The 22716-nt window shown below is 61.0% G+C and carries 23 protein-coding genes; 6 read left to right on the top strand and 17 right to left on the bottom strand.

Going from position 1 to position 22716, the window contains the following annotated elements; translation table 11 throughout:
* Positions 1-18: 18 nt before the first annotated feature.
* The 6 genes from AC07RZ_RS01085 to AC07RZ_RS01060 all read right to left on the bottom strand — a co-directional run bounded on the left by AC07RZ_RS01085 (position 19) and on the right by AC07RZ_RS01060 (position 6508).
* Positions 19-2277 (bottom strand): TonB-dependent siderophore receptor, encoded by a 2259-nt coding sequence (locus AC07RZ_RS01085; RefSeq protein ID WP_494666575.1) that lies wholly within the window; start codon positions 2275-2277, stop codon positions 19-21.
* Between the two features lie 43 nt (positions 2278-2320).
* Positions 2321-3229, bottom strand: coding sequence for a 23S rRNA (adenine(2030)-N(6))-methyltransferase RlmJ (locus AC07RZ_RS01080; protein WP_144736003.1), 909 nt, complete (start codon positions 3227-3229; stop codon positions 2321-2323).
* 162 nt (positions 3230-3391) lie between these two features.
* Entirely contained in the window at positions 3392-3937 is a 546-nt protein-coding gene (locus AC07RZ_RS01075) for a hypothetical protein (RefSeq protein ID WP_144736002.1), read from the bottom strand.
* Positions 3937-4191 carry a GlsB/YeaQ/YmgE family stress response membrane protein gene (locus tag AC07RZ_RS01070; protein WP_144736001.1) on the bottom strand — a complete coding sequence of 85 codons (255 nt, stop codon included), beginning with the start codon at positions 4189-4191 and terminating at the stop codon, positions 3937-3939. Before AC07RZ_RS01070 ends, AC07RZ_RS01075 begins: the two co-directional genes overlap by 1 nt.
* A 143-nt stretch (positions 4192-4334) precedes the next feature.
* On the bottom strand, positions 4335-6098 hold the full coding sequence (locus tag AC07RZ_RS01065; RefSeq protein ID WP_494666574.1) for a ClcB-like voltage-gated chloride channel protein: 1764 nt from the start codon (positions 6096-6098) through the stop codon (positions 4335-4337).
* Between the two features lie 41 nt (positions 6099-6139).
* Entirely contained in the window at positions 6140-6508 is a 369-nt protein-coding gene (locus AC07RZ_RS01060) for a winged helix-turn-helix domain-containing protein (RefSeq protein ID WP_342827785.1), read from the bottom strand.
* Positions 6509-6678: 170 nt separating this feature from the next.
* Here AC07RZ_RS01060 and modA point away from each other — a divergent pair, with 170 nt between their 5' ends.
* The 3 genes from modA (at position 6679) to AC07RZ_RS01045 (ending at position 8889) form a co-directional block, all read left to right on the top strand.
* Positions 6679-7440: a molybdate ABC transporter substrate-binding protein gene (gene modA / locus AC07RZ_RS01055; RefSeq protein ID WP_494666573.1), complete on the top strand. Its 762-nt coding sequence runs from the start codon at positions 6679-6681 to the stop codon at positions 7438-7440.
* A gap of 83 nt (positions 7441-7523) precedes the next feature.
* Positions 7524-8201 (top strand): molybdate ABC transporter permease subunit, encoded by a 678-nt coding sequence (gene modB / locus AC07RZ_RS01050; RefSeq protein ID WP_494666572.1) that lies wholly within the window; start codon positions 7524-7526, stop codon positions 8199-8201.
* Positions 8202-8211: 10 nt separating this feature from the next.
* Positions 8212-8889 carry an ATP-binding cassette domain-containing protein gene (locus AC07RZ_RS01045; protein WP_494666571.1) on the top strand — a complete coding sequence of 226 codons (678 nt, stop codon included), beginning with the start codon at positions 8212-8214 and terminating at the stop codon, positions 8887-8889.
* Between the two features lie 45 nt (positions 8890-8934).
* Here the strand turns inward: AC07RZ_RS01045 and AC07RZ_RS01040 are convergent, their stop codons facing one another.
* The 6 genes from AC07RZ_RS01040 to AC07RZ_RS01015 all read right to left on the bottom strand — a co-directional run bounded on the left by AC07RZ_RS01040 (position 8935) and on the right by AC07RZ_RS01015 (position 15479).
* Complete coding sequence (locus AC07RZ_RS01040) at positions 8935-10023, bottom strand: porin (protein WP_144735996.1); 1089 nt, start codon at positions 10021-10023, stop codon at positions 8935-8937.
* A 200-nt stretch (positions 10024-10223) separates the two neighbouring features.
* Positions 10224-11300 carry a 4-hydroxyphenylpyruvate dioxygenase gene (gene hppD, locus AC07RZ_RS01035; RefSeq protein ID WP_494666570.1) on the bottom strand — a complete coding sequence of 359 codons (1077 nt, stop codon included), beginning with the start codon at positions 11298-11300 and terminating at the stop codon, positions 10224-10226.
* Positions 11301-11345: 45 nt separating this feature from the next.
* Positions 11346-12608 (bottom strand): Glu/Leu/Phe/Val dehydrogenase dimerization domain-containing protein, encoded by a 1263-nt coding sequence (locus AC07RZ_RS01030; protein WP_494666569.1) that lies wholly within the window; start codon positions 12606-12608, stop codon positions 11346-11348.
* Positions 12609-12644: 36 nt separating this feature from the next.
* A complete protein-coding gene (locus AC07RZ_RS01025) occupies positions 12645-13439 on the bottom strand; it encodes an ABC transporter ATP-binding protein (RefSeq protein WP_144735993.1) in 795 nt (264 codons plus the stop codon).
* The gene (locus AC07RZ_RS01020; protein WP_494666568.1) at positions 13439-14386 is read right to left on the bottom strand and encodes an ABC transporter permease; all 948 of its coding nucleotides are present in this window, start codon (positions 14384-14386) and stop codon (positions 13439-13441) included. The genes AC07RZ_RS01025 and AC07RZ_RS01020 overlap by 1 nt, the downstream gene beginning before the upstream one ends.
* A 115-nt stretch (positions 14387-14501) precedes the next feature.
* Complete coding sequence (locus AC07RZ_RS01015; RefSeq protein ID WP_494666567.1) at positions 14502-15479, bottom strand: ABC transporter substrate-binding protein; 978 nt, start codon at positions 15477-15479, stop codon at positions 14502-14504.
* Between AC07RZ_RS01015 and AC07RZ_RS01010 the strand changes: the two genes are divergently transcribed.
* Both AC07RZ_RS01010 and AC07RZ_RS01005 read left to right on the top strand, forming a co-directional pair.
* On the top strand, positions 15478-15633 hold the full coding sequence (locus tag AC07RZ_RS01010) for a hypothetical protein (RefSeq protein WP_494666566.1): 156 nt from the start codon (positions 15478-15480) through the stop codon (positions 15631-15633). The two genes, AC07RZ_RS01015 and AC07RZ_RS01010, sit on opposite strands and share 2 nt — an antisense overlap.
* 19 nt (positions 15634-15652) lie before the next feature.
* Positions 15653-16171: an Lrp/AsnC family transcriptional regulator gene (locus AC07RZ_RS01005; RefSeq protein WP_494666565.1), complete on the top strand. Its 519-nt coding sequence runs from the start codon at positions 15653-15655 to the stop codon at positions 16169-16171.
* 124 nt (positions 16172-16295) lie between these two features.
* Here AC07RZ_RS01005 and aceA read toward each other — a convergent pair whose 3' ends face one another.
* The 3 genes from aceA to AC07RZ_RS00990 all read right to left on the bottom strand — a co-directional run bounded on the left by aceA (position 16296) and on the right by AC07RZ_RS00990 (position 20752).
* Positions 16296-17591, bottom strand: coding sequence for an isocitrate lyase (aceA, locus tag AC07RZ_RS01000; protein WP_092399690.1), 1296 nt, complete (start codon positions 17589-17591; stop codon positions 16296-16298).
* A 291-nt stretch (positions 17592-17882) separates the two neighbouring features.
* Complete coding sequence (locus AC07RZ_RS00995; RefSeq protein WP_494666564.1) at positions 17883-20261, bottom strand: TonB-dependent receptor; 2379 nt, start codon at positions 20259-20261, stop codon at positions 17883-17885.
* 155 nt (positions 20262-20416) lie between these two features.
* Entirely contained in the window at positions 20417-20752 is a 336-nt protein-coding gene (locus AC07RZ_RS00990) for a hypothetical protein (protein WP_144735988.1), read from the bottom strand.
* 374 nt (positions 20753-21126) lie between these two features.
* On the opposite strand from AC07RZ_RS00990, the gene AC07RZ_RS00985 reads away from it, so the two are divergent.
* Positions 21127-21657 (top strand): PaaI family thioesterase, encoded by a 531-nt coding sequence (locus AC07RZ_RS00985; RefSeq protein ID WP_092402326.1) that lies wholly within the window; start codon positions 21127-21129, stop codon positions 21655-21657.
* An 18-nt stretch (positions 21658-21675) separates the two neighbouring features.
* Here AC07RZ_RS00985 and AC07RZ_RS00980 read toward each other — a convergent pair whose 3' ends face one another.
* Both AC07RZ_RS00980 and AC07RZ_RS00975 read right to left on the bottom strand, forming a co-directional pair.
* A complete protein-coding gene (locus tag AC07RZ_RS00980) occupies positions 21676-22464 on the bottom strand; it encodes a hypothetical protein (protein ID WP_494666563.1) in 789 nt (262 codons plus the stop codon).
* Between the two features lie 8 nt (positions 22465-22472).
* Entirely contained in the window at positions 22473-22673 is a 201-nt protein-coding gene (locus tag AC07RZ_RS00975; protein ID WP_092402320.1) for a hypothetical protein, read from the bottom strand.
* Positions 22674-22716 lie beyond the last annotated feature (43 nt).

Genomic DNA, 22716 nt, shown 5'->3' with positions numbered 1-22716 from the left:
AGCGTTTCCCGATCCGGATCAGAAGTCGTACTGGACCGACAGGCGAGCCGTGCGCGGCGCACCCAGGTGCAGGTAACCGTCGCCGATGTATTCGCCGACATCTTTCCAGTAACGCTTGTCGAACAGATTGTCCACGCTCAGGCGCAGCACGGTGGAGTGGCCCCACCAGCTGGTCTTGTAGCGCAAGCCGGCGTTGAACAGATGGTAGGCCGGCACATCGACGTTGCCTTCCCGCGTCGCCGCCTTGCTGCCGCTGTACTGCCAGCCGCCCAGCAGGCTCAGGCCGGCGACCTCGGGTACGGCATAAGCGGCATACAGGGCGGCGCGCAGGCGCGGCACGTTGAGCGCCTGGTGGCCGTCGTAGGCCGGCGTGCCTGTGTCTTCGGCGCGCGCCTGGATCAAGGCCAGGCTGGCCGTCAGCCGCAACTGCTTGCTGACCTGCCCGGCCGCGCTCAGTTCGATCCCGCGGTGGGTTTCGGTACCTTGCTGGACGTAGCTGAAACCGCCTGCGTCCGGCATCGGATATTCGTAAGGCTTGCGCATCTGGAAGATCGCCGCGCTCAGGCTGAGCTGGTCCAGCCAGTCGTATTTGACGCCGGCCTCGATCTGGCGCGACACGGTCGGCGGCAGGAAGGCAAAAGCGTTCTCGGTCCACCACGGCGCCTGGCCGCCCATCGTAAAGCCTTTGCTGTAGCTGGTGTACAGCGACAGGTCGGCTTGCGGCTTGTAGACCACGGCGATCTGCGGCAACAGCAATGTCTTGTCGGTGGTGCGCGTCGCCGCGCCGGTGATGTCCAGCGCTCGTTCGTTGACCCACACCTGGCGCGCGCCGGCGATCAGCTGCCACTGCGGATTGAAGCTGAGGCGATCGACCGCAAACAGGGCTTTCTGCCGGCTGTCCAGACGCAGGTAGGAAGCGTCCGGCGTCAATGCCGATGGTGCGTAGACGATCGGGTTCGGGTTATAGATATTGTCGCTGCCGACATATTCATTGACGCCGTCGCTTTGCGACACGGTGCGGCGGAAAGTGCTGGCGCCGAGGGTCAGGTCGTGACGCAGCTTGCCGGTATCGAGACGGCCCTGCAGCACGGCTTGCAGCTGGTCGTTGCGCCGCGTGTCGTCGGGGAAACGATAGTCGTAGATATCGAAATCGCCGCCGGCGCTGAAGTAGCGGGCCGGAGTTCCGCCCTCGCCGCAAGTGCTGCCGTAACCGCAGCCATAGGGAAACGCCGAGTTATCGTCGATCACCACCCGGCTGCGGCTGGCCGCCACATAAGCGCGCCAGTCCGGCGCCAGGTCGAGGTCCAGGCGCAAGTTCAGGTTCAGCGAATTGATCGTCACCGGCTTGGCCCACGGCTGCGCGCCCAGCAGCTTGCTCGGCGCAACGTCGCTTGGAATGCCGGTGCCGCCCAGCAGCTGGTAGCCGGGCGCCGAGCGTTGTTCGCGATGCTGGTATTCGGCGTCGAACTGCAGCCGCGCCTGCGGCGTGATCACCCAGTCGGCCGCCAGCGAGGCGAAATTGCGCTGGCCGTCGGTATCGTTCACATATGAATGCAGGGTTTCATGTGCGGCATTGATGCGGATGCCGAACTGCTTTTGCTGGCCGAACAGGGTGCCGATATCGGCCGCCAGGTAACGCGAGCCGCGCGCATCGGTTTCCAGCGTCACCGAACGCACGTCGGCCGGCCGCTTGGTCACGTAGTTGATCAGGCCGCCGGGCGCCGCCATGCCGCTTTGCAGGCCGGCCAAACCCTTCAGGATTTCGACGCTCTCCTTGTTTTCCAGCGCCACGTTCTGTTCGCCGGCAATGCTCATGCCGTTGATCTGGTAGCTGGAGGCAAGGTCCAGCGCAAAACCGCGGATGGTGAAGTTTTCGTAATAGCCGACCGGCGTGTAATTGTCGCCGACCGCGGCATCGTTGCGCACCACTTCGCTCAGCAGGCGCGATTGCTGGTCGTCCAGCTGGCCGCGCGTGACGACCGAAATCGAAGCGGGGGTATCGAGCAGCGAAGCCTGGCCGAATGTTGCAACCGAAGCCGAGCTCTTGCGGTAACTGTCGGCGCCGGTACCGGCGCCAGTTACGGTAATGGTCGGCAGGACCGGATCGCCGTCCGGCCTGGCCGACGCGCCTGGCGCCGTTTCCTTTTGGCCGGGAACGCCCTGTCCATGCGCCATCTGGGCGGCCGCCGCGGCAATCAGGGTGATCAGGAATTTTCTTTTGGCCGGGAGCTGCAAACCGCCGCCAAACGCCGGGTAAAACGCTTTTATATTTATCATTACTTTATTGCCAGTCCAAAACCGAAGTCCGCGCTGCCTGTCCTTATACCCGGCGGGTGCCGGTGTCGACCGCTTTGGTCTGGCCCGATTCCAGCGTAAACCCGGCGCCGGAATCGGTGCCCAGCACTTTCGCCAGGTAGGGCATCAGCTCTTTGAGCATCGGCTCCAGCGTCCACGGCGGGTTGATCACGAACATGCCGCTGCTGTGCAGGCCGAAGCCGTCCGGCGACGGCGTCTTCACCGTCAGCGTGACGTTAAGCCAGCCATTCGCCTTCATGCGCTTTAGCTTGTCCGGCATCTGGCGCGATTCCATGCGGTTCAGCAGCGGATACCAGACGGCGTAAGTGCCGGTGGAGAAACGCGTGAGCGCGTCTTCGATGGTGTTCTTGACGTGGCGGTAATCTTCTTTCACCTCATACGGCGGATCGATCAGCACCAGGCCGCGGCGCGACGGCGGCGGCAGCAAGGCCTTCAGGCCGAGGAAACCGTCGCCAAGCTGGATCATGACGCGCTTGCCGCGGCCGTTGCCGCGCGGGTTGCGCTCCGCTTCCAGGCGGCGGAAATTATCCGTCAGGATCTTGCCGTCGCTCGGATGCAGCTCAAACAGGCGCAAGCGATCCTGCTCGCGCATGACGGCATCGGCGCAATACGGTGAACCCGGGTAATAACGCAGCTTGCCGTCCGGATTGAGCTGCCTGACGACATCTACATACTCGGCCACCGCCGGCGGCAGGTCCTTGCGGTCCCAGAGGCGGCTGATGCCGGTCTCGAATTCGGCGTTTTTCGACGCGTAGCCGCCATCCAGCGCATACACGCCGGCGCCGGCATGGGTGTCGATCACCATGTAGGAGGTGTCTTTCTGGCCCAGGTAACGCAACAGCTGGATGGTGACCAAGTGCTTCAGCACGTCGGCATGATTGCCCGCATGGAAGGCATGGCGGTAACTCAACATAGGAAACTCTATCGTGGTGAAGTGTGTTGCCACACTCTACATCAAAGCGCCGGTCGGCTGCCGTGTAGAGGTGAGGCGTAGATGGCTTGGGGAGGCTGCGTAGCACAACCCCGCAGCGCAAACGACCCGCATTCTACCATCGCAGCATTCGATAAGAAAAAGCTATTCGGTGGAAGATTGCATTTTCAACATCTCTTCAGCCACCTTGACGCAGGCTTCGATATGGCGGTTGCCTATGGCCCGGAAGGCGGAAAAACCGATTGCCGCCGACACCATCTGGCCGGCGATCGGCACTAGCCGGGTGGCGTTCTTGGAGAGCACCTTGACGCCGCTGCGGGTCAGGATTTTCAGCATGAGTTCACGCGTCACCGCCCGCCCGATCAGCGTGCTGCCGAGGCCGACGATGGTGCTGTAGGTAGCCACCTTGAGTTTTGGCTGGAGTTTGTCGATCTGCTGCGGCGTCAGGCCGAACTCGGCGTTGATGTCTTCGATCAGCCGCGACAGCAAATGGATGTCGACCGCGATATCGATGCCCATGATCGGCAGCGCCGAAGCGCCGGCCGACAGCAAGGCCCGCTTCGCCACCATCTGGCGGCAGCGGTGGCGCACCGCGTGCAGCGCACGCTCGGTAGCGGGGATCAGGACCAGGTCAGCCTGCCTGGACGGCATCTTGCGTCCAGGCAGGCGGCCACGCAAGGCGTCCAGCATCAGCTAGCTGCCTTGCCTTTGACAAAGCCGTAAATCAGCAACAGGATAAAAGCCCCGACGATCGAGCCGATAAAGCCCGCGCCCTGGCCGGCGTGGTACCAGCCGAGGGCCTGGCCGATATAGCCAGCCAAAAACGAACCGGCAATACCCAGCAAGGTAGTCACGATAAAACCCATGTTTTCCCTCCCTGGATGAAGAAATTTAGCAATCACGCCGACGATGAAACCTACGATGATTGTCCACAGAATTTCCATTGCTGCTCCTAAGAGTTGATATTGTTTGCGGGGCGGCTGCCTTGGGCAAAGCCGGTGGCCCGCCGTCCAATATAGAGCAAACTCCGGTCGCACGCAGCGATTGCGAGGTAAATTTATGTGAAATATTGTCTCGGCAACACTATTCAGGCGTGCAGTTCCTTCGACCGGTCCAGCCGGAAATACGCATCCAGCAAGGATGTCTTATAGACCGCACCCAGCAATTCCGGATCTTCATGGCTGCGCACCACCGGCAGCCGCTCGCCCTGGTGGTCAAGGAAAGACTGCAAGGCGTCGCCCAGCGACATCTCGGGCGTCACCACATGCAGGAATTCGCGCCGCACGAAATCGGCAGCCACCTTCTCCTGCGTCTCGCTCTTCTCCAGCAGGCAGGAAGTAATGTCTTGCAAGGCCACCACGCCGCAATAACGATTGCGCTGGTCGACGACGTAGATGTATTTCACCGGATACTTCAGGAACATGCCGCTGATTTCGGCAAACGGCGCCGTCAGCGGCAGCACGGTGTCCGCCGGCCGGATCAGCTCGCTCATGTGGATGCCGCGCAGGCGCACCCGTTCCTGCGCATCGCGGTTGCGCTTGATCGTGATGTCGTACATGGAGGCGCCGTTGATGCTGCGTGCAACAAAATAAGCCACCACGCAGGACAGCATCAGCGGCAGCACCACCTGGTAGCTCAGGGTCATCTCGAAAATCATCAGGATCGCCATCAGCGGCGCGCTGGTGGCCGCCGCCAGGAACGCGCCCATGCCGACCATGGCATACGCGAACGGCGCCGAGGTAAGGTCCGGCAGCACGATATGCAGCAGCTGCCCGAACAGATAGCCGATGGCGGCGCCGACGAACAAGGTCGGCGTGAAGATGCCGCCGACCGCGCCGGAACCGGTGGTGATGGCGGTGGCCAGGACCTTGAACACCAGCATCAGCAATACGCTCCACCACAGCCAGGGCGTATGCAGCAGCGAATTGACCACGCTGTAGCCGTTGCCCCAGACTTCCGGCAGCCAGATCGAAATCAGGCCCACCAGCAAACCTCCCAGCGCCAGCCGCGGCGGCAGCGGCAAGGCGGTCCGGGTAAACAGTTTTTTGGAAAATGCCAGCAAACGCAGGAATTGCGGCGCCGCAACTCCCGCCATGATGCCCAGCAGGACGAACCACAGGATCTCGATGCCGGCGACCGGCGGGAACGGCGGCATCTCGTAGGCCGGATGGTAGCCGGGCAATTCGCGCATGGTGATGTTGGCGACCACCGACGCCACCACCACCGGCCCGAAACTTTCCATGACGATCGCGCCCAGCACGATTTCAGTAACGAAAAAAGCGCCGGCGATCGGTGCGTTGTATGCCGAAGTAATCCCTGCCGCCGCGCCGCAAGCCACCAGCAGGCGCAAGCGGGCCGGACTGAAATGCGTGAAGCGGCCTACCAGCGATGCCGCCAGCGCCGCCAGCTGCACCATCGGCCCTTCACGCCCGATCGAGCCGCCGGAAACCACGGTCGCCAGCGAGGAAAGGCTGCGCAGCAGGCTTTGCCGCACCGGGATGTTGCCGTCGCCGATGGCTACCGCTTCCATGTAATCCGAGGTCGCGCTGGACGGCACGCGCTTCGCCAGCACCAGGATCGCCCCGGCCAGCAGGCCGCCCGCCGCCGGCAGCATCAGGCGCATCCACCATGGCAGGCTCTTGGCCATGGCGACAAAACTGCCGCTATGGCCGGTCAGCAGCGACTGCAAACCGTAGATGCACTCGCGGAACAGCACTGTCGCCAGCGCGCCCAGGAAACCGACCACCGCTGCCCATAGCAGCATCGAATGGCTTTCGGAAAAATGGAACAGGCGTTGCAGGCGGATCCGGTATCTTAGGAGTGTGCTGCGCGCGGTACTGCGTGAGGACATGGTGGCTGGTCGCAAGGAGATATGGTTGGAATGCTGCCGCATCAATTGGCTGGGGGGTTGCCGGGCGCCGCCATCAGCGCGTCGAAGTACGCCATATCCGCGGCTACCGCCGCTTCCGCCTTGCTTTGCATGGCCTGGTAACGGGCGATGACTTCATGACCGCTGGCCGTCACCTGCGCGCCGCCGCCTTTGGCGCCGCCGGTCGCAGTGGCCACCAGCGGCAGCTTGAAACATTGGTTCATCGCCTCCACCAGCAGCCAGGCCCGGCGGTATGACATGCCGAGCGAACGCGCCGCCGCAGAAATCGAACCGCTCTGATGGATGGCTAGCAGCAACGCTGCCTTGCCGGGACCGAAGGCGATTGCATCGCCCTGCAGCACTCTGAGCCGAATCGATTTGGAATTTGCCATATGCGGGATTGTAGCAAGGAGGTCGGCGGCAAATCAGCTATTTTGTTGGCAGACTCGCCATGCCGGCAAGATTTCACGCAGGCTCGGTGTTTTAAAGTTGACCTACGCTATATCCTGCCATATATTTCGATGTTGTCCGATCTTGCCACCCACCGCCCAGGAGACATTCCATGTTGTGCCGCCTCAAACGCCTCGTTCTTGCCAGCGCCCTTCCCCTGTTGCTGTTGACGCCGGCAGTTCATGCGGCCGACCTGGTGGTCTCTGCTGCGGCCAGCCTGACCAACGCTTTCAAGGATCTCAGCCAATCGTTTGAAGCGCAGAACCCGGACACCAAGGTGATCCTCAACTTTGCCGCCTCCGATATCTTGCTGCAGCAGATCATCAAAGGCGCGCCGGCCGACGTATTCGCGTCGGCCGACCAGGAAGCCATGAACAAGGCCGAAGCCGAAAAGGCAGTGGTGGCCGGCAGCCGCAAGAATTTCGCCAATAACCAGATCGTGCTGATCGTGCCGGCCGACAGCCAGCTGCACATCCAGCAATTGCAGGACCTGGCGCAGCCGGCGGTCAAGCGCGTAGCCTACGGCAATCCGGCTTCGGTGCCGGTCGGCCGCTACACCAAGGCCGCGCTGGAACACGCCAGCCTGTGGGACGCGGTTGCCGCCAAGGGCGTGCCGGCGCAAAACGTGCGCCAGAGCCTGGACTATGTGGCGCGCGGCGAAGTCGACGCCGGTTTTGTCTTTTCCACCGACGCCGCGATCATGCCGGACAAGGTCAAGGTCGCACTGCGCGTGCCTTCGCAAACCGCGGTCAGTTATCCGATCGCCGTCACCAGCAACACCAAACAGGCTGACATGGCGGCCAAGTTCGTCGCCTACGTGCTGTCGCCGGCCGGCCAGGCCACACTGGCACGCTACGGCTTCTTGAAACCCTGATGACAGAGTGTTATCGTCAAGCACTTCCGCACGGGATCAAGCGCATCACACCAAGGGTAAGTAGTGAATAGAAAGCAGAAGCCATGAACAACGGGGCCTGGGTCGCCCTCCTGTTGTCGCTGAAAGTCGCCGGCTGGGCTACCTTGCTCAACATGCTGCTCGGCGTAGCCGCCGCCTATGGCCTGTCGCGCTGGCGTTCGCCGGCGCGCGACCTGGTCGACGCCGTCCTGACCCTGCCTCTGGTGCTGCCGCCGACCGTGCTCGGCTACTATCTGCTGGTGCTGCTGGGCCGCCGCGGCGTGTTCGGCGCCTGGCTGGAAAAATGGGGCATCGAACTGGTATTCACCTGGCAAGGCGCGGTGATCGCGGCCACCATCGTCGCCTTTCCGCTGGTGCTCAAGTCCGCCCGCGCCGCTTTCGACAATGTCGAAGTACAGCTCGAAAACGCCGCCCGCGTGCTGGGCGTATCCGAGGCCGGCGTGTTCTTCCGCGTCACCTTGCCGCTGGCCTCCAAGGGCATTGCCGCCGGCGTATTGCTGGCGTTTGCACGCGCGCTAGGAGAATTCGGCGCCACCCTGATGATCGCCGGCAACCTGCCGGGCCGCACCCAGACTTTGTCGGTCGCCATCTATGAAGCGGTGCAGGCCGGCGACGACCAGACCGCCAACCTGCTGGTGCTGATCACTTCGGCCACCTGCATCGTGGTGCTGCTGATCGCCGGACGCCTGTTACCGAAAAGCCAGCGGCGCAGGCAATCATGACGAATTTCCTATGACCATCGAGATCAGCATACGCAAGCATTTGCAAGCCGACGACCGCGGCTTCAACCTGGACATCGCTTTGCGCACCGAAAGCGACCGCGTGGTGCTGTACGGTCCGTCGGGCGCCGGCAAGAGCCTGACCTTGCAGGCGATCGCCGGTTTGCTGACCCCAGACCAGGGGCATATACGCCTCAAGCAAAACACCCTGTTCGACAGCGCCAGCGGCATTTGCCTGCCGCCGCAGCAGCGCAAGGCCGCCTACCTGTTCCAGGACTATGCGCTGTTTCCGCACCTCACCGTGGCCCAGAACGTGGCTTTCGGCTTGCGCCCGGGCTGTTTCAACCTGCGCCGCCCGCACGATCATCCGATCGTCAGGAAGTGGCTGGCCTCGTTCGAGCTGAGCGCTGCCGCCAACAGTTATCCGCACCAGCTGTCCGGCGGCCAGCGGCAACGCGTGGCCCTGGCTCGGGCGCTGGTGCTGGAACCGGACATCCTGCTGCTGGACGAACCGTTTTCCGCGCTCGACCTGAGCCTGCGCGACAGGATGCGGCGCGAATTGTCCGAGCTGCAAAAACAGCTGGACGTGCCGATGATGGTGATCACCCACGATCCCGCCGACCTGGCTTTGCTGGGCGACGAGATATTCGAGATCCGCGACGGCATGATCGCGCCGCCTGCCGGGACATAAAAAAAGCGCAGCCGAAGCTGCGCTTTTGTCGCCGGATTTCCCTGCTTAGAAAATGTGACGGATGCCGATCGCAACACCGGTCACGCTATCCTTGCCGACCAGTTCCGACAAGGCTGCATTCTTGGCCTTGTTGTAGTCCACGGTACCATAGACCTGAGTCCGCTTCGACAAGGCATATTCAGCCACGCCGACCAGCGCGTAACGGGTGCCGTCGCCCAGGTTGCCCAAGGTGGCGACCGTGACGTTCTTGCTCTTGTCATAGTAGCCGGCTGCGGTCAGCGACCAGGCTGGAGTTGCCTGGTAAGTCGCGCCCAGGAAATAAGCATCGTCCTTGCGCTCGACGCCGCCGATGCCGCCATTGATCGAAGCCACGCTGTTGGTGACGCCGAAATATGCCGGCGTGGTGCCGGTGCTGTCCTTGATGCGATAGTAGCCGCCGAACAGCTTGGCCGCGCCCAGGGTGTAGGACAGGCTCAGGTTATAGGCGGTATCTTTCCAGTCCGAATTGGTCGGGCTGACAGTTTGCTGGAAACCGCCGCCGATTGCAAACGGACCTGCGGTATAAGCCAGCGTGGCGCCGATCTGGCTGCCCAGCTTGACCGATCCGGCCTTCTCGCCCGCAGCGTAGCTCACGCCGGCAGCGAGGCCGCCGAAAGTGCCGTAGTACTTGAGCATGTTCGAATTGCGGATCAGCGTGGCGCCGGCCGGCAGCCATGCATTCTGGTCGTAATTGCCGACGGTCAGCGGATCGAAATGATCTGCCATCAGGTCAAACAGCGGAGTCTGTTGACGGCCCAGGGTGACCGTGCCGAACGAACCGCTCAGGCCGACGTAGGATTGGCGGCTGAACAAGGTGCCGGCGCTGGACAGGCTGCCGGTATCGGAGTTGAAACCGTTTTCCAGGCGGAAAATGGCTTTCAGGCCACCGCCCAGGTCTTCAGTACCCTTGAAGCCGATGCGGCTGTTGGAGATCGCGCCATTCGTGATGACGAAGTTCTTTTGCCCGGCTGCGTTATCGCTGCTGAGATAACGGATGCTGGTGTCGACAATGCCGTAGATCGTGACATTGGTCTGGGCCATCGCGCTCCCGCTGGCCAAACCTGCAGCCACCAGCATCAAGGATAATTTTTTCATGCGTCTCTCCGTAAGTTAAACATTTTTTAGATTTTTTTCGACAGCCTGGCGACGCCTGCCCCCACGTCGCCCCGCCATCGCTTTACCGCCACTGCTGCTGCATCACGCTGCCATTCCAGCGTCGCCGGGATAAAGTTGAACGGACATCATATCAGCACAACTTTCTCCCAAAACAAGTTGTTGTTAAAACCCAACTAAGTTTATTCTGATTTCAGTACACCGCGACGTATCTGGTCGCGTTCGATGGACTCGAACAGCGCCTTGAAATTGCCTTCGCCGAAGCCTTCGTCGCCCTTGCGCTGGATAAATTCGAAAAATACCGGCCCCAGCGTGGTCGCCGAGAAGATTTGCAGCAGCAGGCGCTGGCCGTCCTGGTTGGAGACGCCGTCCAGCAGGATGCCGCGCGCCTGCAGCTCTGCGGTCGGCTCGCCATGGCCAGGCAAACGCCCTTCCAGCATTTCGTAATAGGTAGCCGGCGGCGCGGTCATGAACGGCGTACCCATTTTCTTCAAGGCGTCCCAGGTCTGCACCAGGTTGTCAGTTTGCAAAGCAATATGCTGGATGCCTTCGCCGTTGAACTGCATCAGGAATTCTTCGATCTGGCCCGAGCCTTTGGACGACTCTTCATTCAGGGGAATGCGGATCTTGCCGTCCGGCGCGCTCATCGCCTTCGAGGTCAGGCCGGTATATTCGCCCTTGATGTCGAAATAACGGACTTCACGGAAATTGAACAGTCGCTCGTAGAACGCCGCCCAGTGCGCCATGCGGCCGCGGTACACATTGTGGGTCAGGTGGTCGATGGTTTTCAGGCCGGCGCCGGCCGGATTGCGGTCGACGCCTTCGATGAATTCGAAATCGATGTCATAGATCGATTTGCCGGGAGTGAAACGATCGATCAGATACAGCGGCGCACCGCCGATGCCCTTGATGGCCGGCAAGCGCAGCTCCATCACGCCGGTGTTGATTTCCATCGGCTCGGCGCCGCGTTCCAGCGCGCGCTGGTAGGCCAGGTGCGCGTCGTTGACGCGGAACGCCATGCCGCAGGCGGACGGGCCATGCTCTTTCGCGAAATAATATGCGGGGCTCTTCGGCTCGTAGTTGATGATGAAATTGATATCGCCCTGGCGATACAGCGTCACGTCCTTGGAACGGTGACGCGCCACCTTGGAAAAGCCCATGGCTTCGAATGCCGGCTCCAGCACGTTCGGGGTGGGCGAGGCGAACTCGACAAATTCAAAGCCGCACAGGCCCATGGGGTTTTCAAACAGATCGGACATGATGTACTCCTGCAAATAAAGTCTGGTGGACTGGGTCAAAACGGATCAGTTGCGGGTAGCAGCCGGCTCCGGGGTTTCTGGTGTAATCAGTTGCTGCAAGGCGATTTCAAAAGCGACTTTGGCGATGCCGGTGCGGCTGGCCGAACGCGCATGGCATTTCTCCAGCGCCGCAGCCACGGTGGCCGAGACATCGCCGAAGATCGCTTCGTCCGAAATTTCAACCTCGCTTTGCATCAGGAACGCAAAAGCGCGCGCCATGCCGCAGTTGGCGACGAAATCCGGGATCACGGCGACCTTGGCGTCGGCATCTTCATAGATCGGGCCGTAGAAAATATCGCTGTCGGCAAACGGCACGTTGGCGCCGCTGGCGACCACTTCAAGGCCGTGGGCGACCATCTGGTCCACCTGTTCCTGCCTGACCAGGCGCGAGCCGGCGCAAGGCAGGAAGATGTCCGCGCCGACGCTCCAGATCGCCGCATTGCATGCCTCGAACGGCAGCATGCCGTCGGCGATCAGCTGGTTGCCCTGCTTGGCCAGGAACAAGGCATGCACTTCGTCATGGCTGTAGCCATCGGCTTTCACCAGGCCGCCATTGCGGTCGATGATGCCGACCACGCGTGCGCCTGCCTTGGACAGATAATATGCCGCGGTCGAACCGACATTGCCCCAGCCCTGCACGATCACGCGCTTGCCTGCCACGCTGCCGCCATACAGGCGGTAGTAGTGCAATACGGATTCCGCCACGCCCCAGCCGGTGATCAGGTCCGCCACCAGGTACTTGCGGCCGGCGGCCGGCGTATAGCGCGCGTCTTCCACCACCTTGGCCACGCCCATGCGCAACTGCCCGACCTTCTGGATGCGGGCGCTGTCGCTAGGCTGGAAATGGCCGTTGACTATGCCTTCCTGCGGATGCCACAGGCCGTAGCTTTCGGTCATCGGGATCACTTCATGCACTTCATCTACATTGAGGTCGCCGCCGGTGCCGTAATAGGTTTTCAGCAAAGGCGTGACCGCCTTGTACCAGCGCCGCAGCACACCATCCTTGCGCGGATCGGCCGGATCGAAATCGATGCCCGACTTGGCGCCGCCGATGGCCGGGCCGGAGACAGTGAACTTGACTTCCATGGTCTTGGCCAGCGATTCCACTTCGCGCCGGTCCAGGCCGCTGCGCATGCGGGTGCCGCCGCCGGCCGCGCCGCCGCGCAGCGAGTTGATGACGATCCAGCCGCGCGCCGGGGTCTCCGCGTCATGCCATTCAAAGACGATTTCCGGCGCCCTGCTTTCAAACGCATTCAATAAAGCCTTCATGTTTCTCCTGTCTGGGTTTTCTACGCTGCAGTCCGGTCAGCCCAGCAACAGCTTGTCGTCATCGATTTTTTCGCCGCGCGTGGTTTCGAACATGCGCAGCAGGTCAGGCACATCCATGCCCTTGCGCTGTTCGCCATGCACGTCCAGGATCACCTTGCCTTCGTGCAGCATCACGGTGCGCGTGCCGTAGTCGAGCGCCTGGCGCATGCTGTGCGTCACCATCATCGCCGTCAGCTTTCCCGATTCGACGATCTTCGCCGTCAGGCTCAGGATAAACGCTGCGGTTTTCGGGTCGAGCGCGGCGGTATGTTCGTCCAGCAGCAGGATGCGCGACGGCTGCAGCGAAGCCATCAGCAGGCTGACTGCCTGGCGCTGGCCGCCGGACAGCAGTCCCATGCGGTCGGACAGGCGGTTTTCCAGGCCCAGGCCTAGGATGCTGAGCTTTTCGCGGAACAGTTCTCGCATCGAGCGGTTCAAGGAAAAACGCAGGCCGCGCGGGCTGCCGCGTTTCCACGCCAGCGCCATGTTTTCTTCAATCGTCAGGCTCTCGCAGGTGCCTGCCATCGGGTCCTGGAACACCCGCGCCACCAGGTCGGCGCGCTGCCAGCTGGAACGGCGGGTGGCGTCGGTGCCGTCGATGGTGATGCTGCCGCTGTCGACCATCAGGTCGCCGCTGACGGCATTGAGCATGGTCGACTTGCCGGCGCCGTTGGAGCCGATCACGGTCACGAACTGCCCTGACGGGATCTCCAGCGATAGCCCGCGCAGCACCTTGTTTTCGATAGGCGTGCCGGGATTGAAAGTGATTTCCAGGTTATTCAGTTGCAGCATCAGTTTTCTCCTTCCTGGGTTGCCGGCACAACGCTGCCGCCGGAAGGTTTGAGTTTTCCATTGCCGCGCTTGCGGCCGAAGCTGCGCTTGAAATTAGGTATCAGCAGCGCAAAGCCGACCAGCAAGGCTGTCACCAGATTCAGGTCCTGCGCCTTGAGGCCGATGAAATCCATGTCCAGCGCCAGCGCGATGAAAAAGCGATACAGCACGGCGCCGAAGATGCAGGCCGCGGTGGTGATCACCAGGCTGCGCGCCGGCACCACGGTTTCGCCGATGATCACGGCAGCCAGTCCGATCACGATGGTGCCTATGCCCATCGAAATATCGGCGCCGCCCTGCGTCTGCACGAACAGCGCGCCGGCCAAGGCCACGAGCGCGTTCGAAATCGCCAAGCCCCATACGGTCTGGCGGTTGGTGGAGATGCCCTGGGCGCGCGCCATGCGGGTATTGCCGCCGGTGGCGCGCATGGCCAGTCCGGTCTCTGAGGCAAAAAACGCATCCAGCAAGAGCTTGGCGACCAGCACGATCACCAGCATCAGCAATGGCTGCACCCAGTAGTCCGGCAGGTCGCCGATGCTGGTCATGCTGAACACCGTCGGCTCGCTGATCAGCGCTACGTTGGGTTTACCCATGATGCGCAGGTTGACCGAATACAGTGCAATCATCACCAGGATGCTGGCCAGCAATTGCATGATCTTCAGGTATACATTCAGGCAGGCTGTCACGCAGCCTGCCACTCCGCCGGCCAGCAGCGCGATGAAGGTGGCCAGGAAAGGATTCCAGCCGGAGACGATCAGGGTTGCGGCAACTGCGCCGCCGAGGGGAAAACTGCCGTCGACCGTCAGGTCGGGAAAATTGACGACACGGAAAGACAAGAACACGCCAAGCGCGACCAGGCCGAAAATCAGGCCGATCTCAATGGCGCCTAGCGAAGCGATGAGCGACATAAACTTCCTTCAATAAGCTCGGGACCGCCCTGCCGGCAAGGCGGCAGGCGGTTCACCAACAAAACAGAATCACCAGCGATGCAGCAAGCGGATGGCGGCGCCATCCGCGCGCATCTTATTGCTCGACCACCTTGGCCGACTTGACCAGGTCAGCCGGCAAGGTCAGGCCCTGTTTCAGCGCAGCTTTAGGATTGACGTAGAGTTCGAATGTCGTGCTGGTTTGCGAAGCGATCTTGCCTGCGGCTTCGCCCTTCAGGATGCGCACCACGATCTTGCCGGTCTGGCGGCCGAGGTCGTAGTAGTTGAGGCCGATGGCGGCGGCGGCGCCGCGCTTCACCGCGCCGGTATCGGCGGCAACCACAGGCAGCTTGGCCTGTTCCGCTACCTTGACGATGCCTTCGAAGGCCGACATGACGTTGTTGTCGGTAGGCGCGTAGATGACGTCGACCTTGCCTACCAGGCTTTGCGTAGCGCTAGGCACATCGATGGTGCGGGCGGCGGCGCCTTCGACCAGGGTCAGGTCGGTGCCGGCCAGCAGTTTCTTGAGCGATTCGACGATGGATACCGAATTGGCTTCGCCCGGGCTGTAGATCACGCCGATGCGCTTGGCTTTCGGCGCCACCTTGCGGATCAGTTCGATCTGCTTGTCCAGCGGCGACATGTCGGAAACGCCGGTGACGTTGGTGCCGGATGCATCCCAGCTCTTCACCAGCTTGGCCGCGACCGGATCGGTCACGGCCGCGTAGACGATAGGCACGGTCTTGGTGGCCGATACCAGCGCCTGGGCGGAAGGCGTGGCGATCGCCACCGCGACGTCCGGATGGCTGCCGGCGTATTTGCGGGCGATCTGCGACGCCGTGGCGTTGTTGCCTTGCGCGCTTTGATATTCGAACTTCAGATTCTTGCCCGCTTCATAGCCGGCCGCCTTCAACTCGTCCTTGACGCCGTCGCGCACAGCGTCGAGCGCCGGATGTTCAACGATGGCCGTGACCACTACCGTTTTATCGACGGCATAAGCCACGGAAGCGGATACGCCCGCCAGGCTCAGCAAGACCAGGGATGCAATAGCGGAACGCAAGAAAGGAAATTTCATGACTTTGTCTCCAAATGAGTCAGTTTGGTTGCCGGAAATCGGCTTCTTTATTATATTGCAACAGGGACTTGCTTCGTACTGCTCCCCCTGCGGCGCCATGTGTTATTTTGAAAAAAGTATAGCTTTTAACGCTGAAAATTGGCTTGCGACTTGAGGCCGATGTTTACCCGGTTATGAAATATAATTTCGTAGAAAATACGCAAATCGAGAATAAATTGCACAAAATAGACATCGATCAAATCGACCGCAAAATGTTGACTTTTCTGCAGCAGAACGGCCGCGTATCCAACCTGGAGCTGGCGCAGGCAGTCAACCTGTCGGCGCCGCAGTGCCACCGCCGCCATCGACGGCTGGAAGAAGCGGGTTTTATCGTACGCTATGAAACCCGCCTGAATCCAGCCAGCCTGGGCTTGTTCGTGATCGCCTTTGTCCACGTCTCGATGGAAAAAGGGCACATCAACGACTTGTCCGGCTTCAAGAGCGCCATCAACGAATGGCCGCAGATCCTGGAATGTTACTCGGTAACCGGCGACTTTGACTATGTGCTCAAGGTCACCGCCCACGACCTCAAAGAGCTGTCGGATTTTCTGATGGAAAAGCTGATGCGCATGCGCGGCGTCAGCGGCGTGCGTTCCAGCGTCTGCCTGGATGAAATCAAGTCGACCAGCATGCTGCCCTTGCCGCCGGCGTGAACAAACCCGCACGCCAATGATAAAAGGCCGCATCCTTGTGGGATGCGGCCTTCATGGCTCCTGGCGAGATAACGCCAGAAGCCTGCCGGCTAGCCGGCGTTCAATAAGCTTTTAGTCCTGCAAATCAGGCCACCTTGGCTTCGAAGAATTGTTCATCTTCGGTCGAGCCGTGCAACGCGGTAGTCGACGACTGGCCTTGCTGGATCGCCTGGGTCACCGCATCGAAATAACCGGTGCCGACTTCGCGCTGGTGCTTGACCGCGGTGAAGCCCTTGTCGGCGGCCGCGAACTCCGCTTCCTGCAGTTCGACGAACGCGGACATCTGGTTGCGTGCATAACCGTGCGCCAGGTTGAACATCGAGTAGTTCAATGCATGGAAGCCGGCCAGGGTGATGAACTGGAACTTGTAGCCCATCGCGCCCAGCTCTTTCTGGAACTTGGCGATGGTGGCGTCGTCCAGGTTCTTTTTCCAGTTGAACGATGGCGAGCAGTTATACGCCAGCATCTTGCCTGGGAACTTGGCATGCACCGCTTCCGCGAATTTCTTGGCGAAAGCCAGGTCCGGCTTGCCGGTTTCGCACCACACCAGGTCGGCGTACGGCGAGTAAGCCAGTGCGCGCGAGATGGCCTGGTCGATCCCTGGACGGGTCTTGTAAAAACCTTCTACCGTGCGTTCGCCGGTCAGGAACGGCTTGTCGTTTTCGTCGACATCCGAAGTCAGCAGGTCAGCCGCTTCCGCATCGGTGCGGGCGATCACCAGGGTCGACGTGCCGGAAACATCGGCCGCCAGGCGCGCCGCGTTCAGCTTCTCGACCGCTTCACGGCTTGGCACCAGCACCTTGCCGCCCATGTGGCCGCATTTCTTGACCGAGGCCAGCTGGTCTTCGAAGTGGACGCCGGCAGCGCCGGCATCGATCATCGACTTCATCAGTTCATAAGCGTTCAGCACGCCGCCGAAACCGGCTTCCGCATCCGCCACGATAGGCGCGAAAAAGTCGATATCGTTTTTACCTTCCGACCATTGGATCTGGTCGGCGCGCTGGAATGTATTGTTGATGCGCTTGACCACCAGCGGCACCGAGTTGGCCGGATACAGCGACTGGTCGGGATACATTTCACCGGCCAGGTTGGCGTCGCCCGCGACTTGCCAGCCCGACAGGTAGATCGCTTTCAAGCCTGCCTTGACTTGCTGCATCGCCTGGTTGCCGGTCAACGCGCCGAGGGAATTGACGAATGGCTCTTCGTGCAGCAACTTCCACAGCTTGTCGGCGCCGCGCTTTGCCAGCGTGTGTTCGATCTGCACCGAACCGCGCAGACGTACGACGTCTTCTGCAGAATAATTGCGGGTAACGCCCTTCCAGCGTGGGTTTTCGGCCCAGTCCTTGGCCAGTGCGGCAACTTGCTGTTCACGTGTAGTCATCGTCGTTCTCCTGTTAAAAACAAAAAGTAAAATCAAATCCGATGACTAAATAGTAGGCTTATCTGTGCGAGGCAACAATGTCTTATATAAGACATATAAGTATTTTTATTTCATTTAAATTCAATGACTTAACTTTAATTTTTTGCGATATGAAATAAAATCCCTGAGAGTGAAATATGAAAATGGTGCTTCGCGTTTCACAATTCCACATTATGAAACGCATGTCATATCCTGAAATATGCGAAAAAAAAGAGGGAGCAAGCTCCCCCTTTCCCGTAACTGCCGCGTACCTCAGAACGATTTCGTCATGGCCAGGTAGAAAGCGCGGCGCTGGCCGAACTGCGGCGCGCCGACGCCGATGCCCGAGCCGTCGCGGATCTCATAGACTTTGTCGAACAGGTTGATCACGCTCAGGCGCGTGGTGAACTTGCCGATCGGGCTGTCGTTGAAGGTATGGCTGGCGCCGAGGTTGACTTCGGTATAGGCCGGCAAATGCTCGGTGTTAGCGAAGCCGCTGCGCAAGCCGCTGCCGAACAGCGCGTCCGCCGTCAGCGTGGTGCCCCGCCACAGGTAAGAAACGCCGGTCGAGGCGGTAATGCTTTGGTCGTGGTCCAGGTGCACCCAGTGGCTGGAGATATAGTTCAGCTCATCCTGGCCGAAGTTGTACTGGCTCGACACGATGTTCTTGCCCAGCGCGGTAGAGCGCGCCAGGTTCAGGTAGGCCGACAGGTTGTCCTTGCGGTAGTTCAGCGTCAGCTCCAGGCCGTACACCTTGCCCTGCGCGTAGTTGAACGGCGTGTACAGCAACGCCGAGCCGAACTGCCCTTCGTCCAGCATGTTCTTGACCTTCTTGTAGTAGCCGTCAAGTCCCACTGTCAAGTGCTGGGTCAGCTGGTGGTTGACGCCAAGGTCGTAATAGTCCGAGCTCTCGGCCTGCACGGAGTCGTTCTGGTTGTTGGCCGGGGCGTTGGTGGTGCCGTTGAAGCTGGCGATGGTGCTCGAACCGATCAGTTCGCTGGCAGGCGGCGTGAAGTACCTGGCATAACCGGCATGGAAGGTGGTCTGCGGCGTCATCTGGTACACCACGCCGATGCGCGGACTGAACTGGCTGGCGCTGACATAGGCATTCACCCAATCGGCCCGGGCGCCGTAATTCACGGTCACTTTATCGTTCAGTTTCCATTCGTCCTGCAGGTATATGCCGGTCTGGTTGGTGGTCTTCTGGCTGCTGTCGGCCAGCGAGATCGGCTGTGTCGACAATTGCGCGCCGCTGTCGTCGGCGGGAAAAGTCAGCGAGTTGTCGCTGTTCTTCAAGTTCTCGCGGGTGTAGTTGATGCCGGCCCGTATCGTATGGCTGGCGTTCAAACGATAGCTGCCGTCAGCCTGCAGGCCGTTCGCCAGGCCGGTACGCAATACGCGCGAGGCGACGCCGGTATACAGCAGGTCGCCGGCCTGGTCTGGCTCGAACAGCACTTTCGAATAACGGCTGAATGCGGCTACCTGGTAGTCGATGTCGGAGCCGATTTTTCCTTGCAGGGCAAGGATGCCGTAGCGGTTGGTTTCGCGCTGCCGCTCGTTCAGGTTGGCCGACGGGAAATCGGTCACGCCGTCGAGCTGAAAGCCGGGTGTCTGGTCCGGGCGGTTCGGAATCTGGAAACGGCCGTCCGAATTGCCGAGGATCAGGCTGACCCGGGTATCCGCATCCAGCAGATAAGAGAAGTAACCGAAAGCCTTGTTTTGCAACGTGCGGTCGTGCAAGGCGCTGGAAGCGCCGGTAGGATTTTCGATGCCGAGGTTGTTGGCGTCAAAGGAACCGTTGATGTAATAGCTGAAAGTGTCGGTGCTGCCGCTCACATCGCCGCTGACCTGGCGCGCGTTGTTGCTGCCGACCTGTACGCCGATATTGCCGCCGTTCTGCAGTTCGCCGTTCTTGGTGTGGATATCCACCACGCCTGCGGTCCGGTAGCCGTATTGCGCCGGCAAGGCGCCGGTGAGGACGCTGACGCTGTCGACAAAGCGGGTGTCCAGGGTCTGGCCGAAGCCGGAGATGCTTTCCGGCAGGATGATGCCGTTCAGGCGGTATTGCAGGTTGGCGTGATCGCCGCGCACATGCAGCTGGCCGAAGGAATCCTGGGCCACGCCGGGCGCGCGCAGCAGGACCTCGTTGAACGCCGTATCTTCGCCTTGCGGCATGGCGGCGATTTCCTTGCGGCCGATGCGATAGATGCTGCTGCCGGTTTCCACCTGGATGCCGTTCCTGGCGCGGTCCAGGCGGTCGGCGGTGATCACCACCGCGTTGCCGGCCTCGGCTGTGCCGCCCTGGCTGGCTTTCAAGGTGATGTCGGCAGTCGCGCCGTTTTCGTCGGCCACCGTCACCGTACCGTTCTCCGACTGGAAGGAAGGCTTGCCGACGCTGATGGCATAACTGCCGGGTGCGATGTCGCTAAAGACAAAATGCCCCTGCTGATCGCTCCTGGTGCTGCCGACCGCCTTGCCGGCCGCATCTTTCAGGGCGACCGTGGCGTCAGGCAAAGGATGGCCGAGCGCATCGTGGATGGCGCCGCTGATTTGTTTGACGGTGGACTGCGCATAGGCAGCAGGAACAGCAAACCCGTAAGCCAGCGCAATCAGGGCGCCTAGCTGTACTCGGCGCGACAAGCGTATTTTCATTCTCAGAACTCCAATAGCGGGAACAACCCCGCAGGTAACCCGACCGCCGGATCGCCGGACCACCATTTCAGGTGCGGCGGCAAGCGCCGCAACGCGATCGGAAATGGCGCAGCCTCAAGGCTGGGTCAGAAACAAATAGGAAAAAACACGGAGAGTCAGGCGATGAAGATCGGCGGAGCTTGGGAATGCGGAGTCAGGTAGTGCTTCTGCGCCGGAATGAACGCATACACCAGTTCGACGGCGTTGCGGTAGGCAAATACCAGGACCGGCGCCAGCGCCGGCACCGGGCTGGATGGGACCGGAGAAGGGAAATCGGCAGCCAGGTCGCAGCTGACGCAATCGGATGAAATTTCAGCCAGGCTGTGATGGTGGAAAGCCATCCCGACCAGCTGCAGCACCAGGACAGCCAGCGCCAGCCATAACGCGAACTGCTGCAGGCGCAGCTTGAAGCGGCGCCTGGCGTGGAAATGCGGTTCGACGATCAGGCGCATGCAGCACCCGCGCAGCTGTCGGCTACGTCCGCTTCGGGCAAACGCGCACCGGCCGCGCATGCAAGGCACGGCGAAGACACGGTGAAGCTGGTTTGCTGACGATACATGCGGTTCGGCCTGGTTATGTCTCTGGTAAAAAATCAAAGACCTGAAGCTGCAAGTGTAATCGCGAACCGGCATCGCTTGCAAGGTAATTGCAACACAGTTGCACGGATTAAGCCATATGTTACCTGTCAGGCAAACCCAGGCGCGGCCAGGTCGACTCGTTGCCCGATGCGCGGCTGAAATCCCGCTTACAATCGATTGCCCTGGCCTGAACTTGCGCCGCAACGGCGGCAAGCCCAGCCCCTCATCAGCAACAAACAGGAGAACGAATGTCGAATCGAGAAGAAACCGTGGCGCAATGGCAGGCGCAGGACAAGGCCGTGCGTGCCAAACTGGCGGCGCCCGGCGTGGCTTCGCTGGAACAGCTCAAGCAATACAGCGGCGTTGAATTTTTACAAGCCATCCTGAGGGGCGAATTGCCGATCCCGCCGATTGCGCAAACGCTGGATTTCAACCTGATCGAAGCTGAATTCGGCCGCGTCGTGTTCCAGGGGACGCCGGCCATGCAGCATTACAACCCGATCGGCAGCGTGCATGGCGGCTACTTTTGCACCTTGCTCGATTCGGCGCTGGGATGCGCGGTGCAGTCGGCCCTGGCCAAGGGCAGCGGCTACACCACGCTGGAACTGAAGGTCAACCTGATTCGCGCCCTGACCGACAAGACCGGGCCGGTGCGCGCCATCGGCAAGGTGATACAGGTCGGCGGCAGGGTCGGCGTGGCGGAGGCGAATATCGTCGATGCCGAGGGCAAGATCTACGCCCATGCGACCACTACCTGCCTGGTCTTTCCCCTGCCCTGAGCATGACGGCGGCGCCGGCTAACCTGCCGGCACGCTTTCACCGGCCGGCGTTTCTGCCGCAAGCTTGGCCAGCTTGATGTATTCGATGTTCAAGGTAATCGCTTCGCTATAGCGCAGCACGAAATAATCGCCGTCGACGCCATAGAAGCGCGCCAGGTCCTGCTCCACCGTGGCGTCCGTCTCTTTGTCCGCGACCAGCGGCCGCCGCATCACCTGCTGCAGGATGAGCCGGTCGAGGACGCCGTTGACATCGAAAAAATAATCCGTCAGGAGGCCGGTAAACAACACCGCCTGGCCGGCCACGTTGACGATCGCCGATACTGCGATCAGGTCCGGCCGCCGCCCTTCTTCAAAATCGGCGCCGGTCAGCAGGTAGTACCACGGCGCCTGGTTAAAGCGCAGCCAGGGCACAAACCAGCCGGCCCCGGATCGGTCCAGCCCGAAACGGGTGATGAGCAGCCGGAACCCGTTCGGCACGATCCAGGCGCCCGCATACAGGGTCAGGAAATAGGCGCTGATCCAGGAAAATTCCAGGGCGATGCCATGGATCGCCCTGGACTGGCTGGCGGGATCGGAAGACAGCAGCTCCAGCAACAGCAGCGGCTGCAATACACGTCCGAACAGGACGGCGGACAGCAACAGCCACAAGGAATGGAAAATGCAGTTCCACAGCACCGCCTCGGTGACAATCTGTCCAAACGGGGAATAATCAAACGAAGCGCGCTCTGCCCGCTTGAAGCGGGAACGGGCGATAAAACCGGGGAGCAACAGCAGGAAAACAATGAAAGCAGGCAGCGCTACGTTCATCGATGCGCTCAGGCGGCGCTAGGGACAACGGTGATGCGGTACTGGACGGTTCCCTCTTGCTCGGAATGCAAGCTGATCACGTTATCGGTCTCGACCGCGGCGGATAACGATGACTTGGAGTTCTTGCTGGCCAGGTAAGCGCGCAATTGCAGCGCAGCCCTCGGGTCGGCGAGAATCTTTTTGGCCAGTTCGCTTTGGAGTGCTTTCATAGTGTCTTTACTATGCCATAAAAAAACATCTCTTGCATGTTCC

The sequence above is a fragment of the Collimonas sp. GW821-FHT07E08 genome, assembly GCF_059418905.1.
This window is presented reverse-complemented; position numbering and strand designations above follow the sequence as displayed.

What these genes read in the sequence shown, in the direction of transcription:
- AC07RZ_RS01085 (WP_494666575.1), bottom strand. Translation starts at nt 2,277, where the DNA reads ATGATAAATATAAAAGCGTTTTACCCGGCGTTTGGCGGCGGTTTGCAG.
- AC07RZ_RS01080 (WP_144736003.1), bottom strand. Translation starts at nt 3,229, where the DNA reads ATGTTGAGTTACCGCCATGCCTTCCATGCGGGCAATCATGCCGACGTG.
- AC07RZ_RS01075 (WP_144736002.1), bottom strand. Translation starts at nt 3,937, where the DNA reads ATGCTGGACGCCTTGCGTGGCCGCCTGCCTGGACGCAAGATGCCGTCC.
- AC07RZ_RS01070 (WP_144736001.1), bottom strand. Translation starts at nt 4,191, where the DNA reads ATGGAAATTCTGTGGACAATCATCGTAGGTTTCATCGTCGGCGTGATT.
- AC07RZ_RS01065 (WP_494666574.1), bottom strand. Translation starts at nt 6,098, where the DNA reads ATGTCCTCACGCAGTACCGCGCGCAGCACACTCCTAAGATACCGGATC.
- AC07RZ_RS01060 (WP_342827785.1), bottom strand. Translation starts at nt 6,508, where the DNA reads ATGGCAAATTCCAAATCGATTCGGCTCAGAGTGCTGCAGGGCGATGCA.
- modA (WP_494666573.1), top strand. Translation starts at nt 6,679, where the DNA reads ATGTTGTGCCGCCTCAAACGCCTCGTTCTTGCCAGCGCCCTTCCCCTG.
- modB (WP_494666572.1), top strand. Translation starts at nt 7,524, where the DNA reads ATGAACAACGGGGCCTGGGTCGCCCTCCTGTTGTCGCTGAAAGTCGCC.
- AC07RZ_RS01045 (WP_494666571.1), top strand. Translation starts at nt 8,212, where the DNA reads ATGACCATCGAGATCAGCATACGCAAGCATTTGCAAGCCGACGACCGC.
- AC07RZ_RS01040 (WP_144735996.1), bottom strand. Translation starts at nt 10,023, where the DNA reads ATGAAAAAATTATCCTTGATGCTGGTGGCTGCAGGTTTGGCCAGCGGG.
- hppD (WP_494666570.1), bottom strand. Translation starts at nt 11,300, where the DNA reads ATGTCCGATCTGTTTGAAAACCCCATGGGCCTGTGCGGCTTTGAATTT.
- AC07RZ_RS01030 (WP_494666569.1), bottom strand. Translation starts at nt 12,608, where the DNA reads ATGAAGGCTTTATTGAATGCGTTTGAAAGCAGGGCGCCGGAAATCGTC.
- AC07RZ_RS01025 (WP_144735993.1), bottom strand. Translation starts at nt 13,439, where the DNA reads ATGCTGCAACTGAATAACCTGGAAATCACTTTCAATCCCGGCACGCCT.
- AC07RZ_RS01020 (WP_494666568.1), bottom strand. Translation starts at nt 14,386, where the DNA reads ATGTCGCTCATCGCTTCGCTAGGCGCCATTGAGATCGGCCTGATTTTC.
- AC07RZ_RS01010 (WP_494666566.1), top strand. Translation starts at nt 15,478, where the DNA reads ATGACTTTGTCTCCAAATGAGTCAGTTTGGTTGCCGGAAATCGGCTTC.
- AC07RZ_RS01015 (WP_494666567.1), bottom strand. Translation starts at nt 15,479, where the DNA reads ATGAAATTTCCTTTCTTGCGTTCCGCTATTGCATCCCTGGTCTTGCTG.
- AC07RZ_RS01005 (WP_494666565.1), top strand. Translation starts at nt 15,653, where the DNA reads ATGAAATATAATTTCGTAGAAAATACGCAAATCGAGAATAAATTGCAC.
- aceA (WP_092399690.1), bottom strand. Translation starts at nt 17,591, where the DNA reads ATGACTACACGTGAACAGCAAGTTGCCGCACTGGCCAAGGACTGGGCC.
- AC07RZ_RS00995 (WP_494666564.1), bottom strand. Translation starts at nt 20,261, where the DNA reads ATGAAAATACGCTTGTCGCGCCGAGTACAGCTAGGCGCCCTGATTGCG.
- AC07RZ_RS00990 (WP_144735988.1), bottom strand. Translation starts at nt 20,752, where the DNA reads ATGCGCCTGATCGTCGAACCGCATTTCCACGCCAGGCGCCGCTTCAAG.
- AC07RZ_RS00985 (WP_092402326.1), top strand. Translation starts at nt 21,127, where the DNA reads ATGTCGAATCGAGAAGAAACCGTGGCGCAATGGCAGGCGCAGGACAAG.
- AC07RZ_RS00980 (WP_494666563.1), bottom strand. Translation starts at nt 22,464, where the DNA reads ATGAACGTAGCGCTGCCTGCTTTCATTGTTTTCCTGCTGTTGCTCCCC.
- AC07RZ_RS00975 (WP_092402320.1), bottom strand. Translation starts at nt 22,673, where the DNA reads ATGAAAGCACTCCAAAGCGAACTGGCCAAAAAGATTCTCGCCGACCCG.